The following is a 1,363-nucleotide window of genomic DNA, read 5'->3' as shown; positions in this document are numbered from 1 at the left end:
TAGGAGGCTGCTGAAAAACCAGCCCAGCCGCGGGAGAATGGCCCAACGGCACTGAGCGAATGCGCGGCCAGCAGGAACGCACCGGCCCCCTGTTCTCGTACATCTCCACAGAAGACCGGATTCCGTCCGGCCATCCCCTGCGCCAGGTCAGGCGGCTGGCGGATCAGGCCCTGGATCGGCTCAACCCCACCTTCTGCAGGCTTTACCCCGAGGGCGGCAGGCCCTCGATCCCCCCGGAGCAACTGCTGCTAGCCCTGTTGCTGCAGGCGATCTACGGCATCCGCTCGGAGCGGATGCTGATGGAACAGCTGGACTACAACCTGCTGTTCCGCTGGTTTGTTGGCCTCAATCCCGACGACGTCGTCTGGCATCCCACGACATTCACCAAGAACCGCGATCGGCTGCTCAACGAGGAGCTCATGGCGAAGTTTCTGGAACTGCTGCTGGCCTCACCGGAGGTCAAGCCGCTGCTGAGCTCCGAGCACTTCTCCGTCGACGGCACCCTGCTGCGGGCCTGGGCCTCTCACAGCTCACTGGAGCGAATCGACGGGATCGACGACGATCCACCACCACCCAGTGGCGGCAAGGGATTCGGTAGCTCAGCCGGCCAGGGGAAGAAGCGAGCCAAGGGTGATTTCAGAGGTCTGCTGCTCTCCAACCAGACCCACCGCTCCAGCAGCGATGGCGAGGCCCGACTATTCCGCAAGTCCGGTGGGACCGGGGCGTTCCTCAGCTACCTGGGCCACTGCCTCATGGAGAACCGCCATGGTCTGGTGGTGGCCAGTGAGGTGACCCCAGCGGATGGCTATGGGGAGCGGGCTGCGGCGGTGCGGATGGCGCGTTCGCTCCCGGGGGCTCACCGGAAGACTCTGGGAGCCGACAAGGGCTACGACACCAGGGATTTCGTGGCCGACATTCGCTTTGCCGGGATCACGCCGCATGTGGCGCAGAACATCCAGGCTCGCCGCCGCTCCGCGATCGATGCCCGCACCATTCGTCATCAGGGTTACGCCCGCTCGATCAACGCCAGGAAGCGGATCGAGCAGGTGTTTGGCTGGATGAAACAGGCCGCCGGCCTGCGGCAGCTCAAGGCCCGGGGTCGATCACGGGTCGGCGCAGTGTTCCGGCTGCATGTGGTGGCCTACAACCTGATCCGCCTGGCCAACCTGCTCAGCCCCAAGGTGGCCGTGGCATGAGCAAGGAAGAGCTGCGCCATCGGTGTCGATCAAGCATCGAGACAACGGCACATTGCCAAGCAGAGCCGCCCGATGCGTAGAAACGACTGCCGACCAGAGCTGACAATGGCCCGCTCAGACCAAAACGGCGTGGCGGGCCTCGGATTGACGACTATTTCAGCAGCCTC

1 protein-coding gene is annotated in these 1,363 nt (G+C 64.5%); it reads left to right on the top strand.

Annotation, left to right across the window (positions count from 1 at the left end; genetic code table 11):
- The first annotated feature begins 59 nt into the window (after positions 1 to 59).
- Positions 60 to 1,196, top strand: coding sequence for an IS5 family transposase (locus KUG39_RS17190; protein WP_216916623.1), 1,137 nt, complete (start codon positions 60 to 62; stop codon positions 1,194 to 1,196).
- Positions 1,197 to 1,363 lie beyond the last annotated feature (167 nt).

It is taken from the genome of Synechococcus sp. CCAP 1479/10 (assembly GCF_019038515.1).
Lineage (GTDB): Bacteria > Cyanobacteriota > Cyanobacteriia > PCC-6307 > Cyanobiaceae > Cyanobium.
Note: the sequence above shows the minus strand (reverse complement) of the source record. Positions and strands in the feature narration are given on the sequence as shown.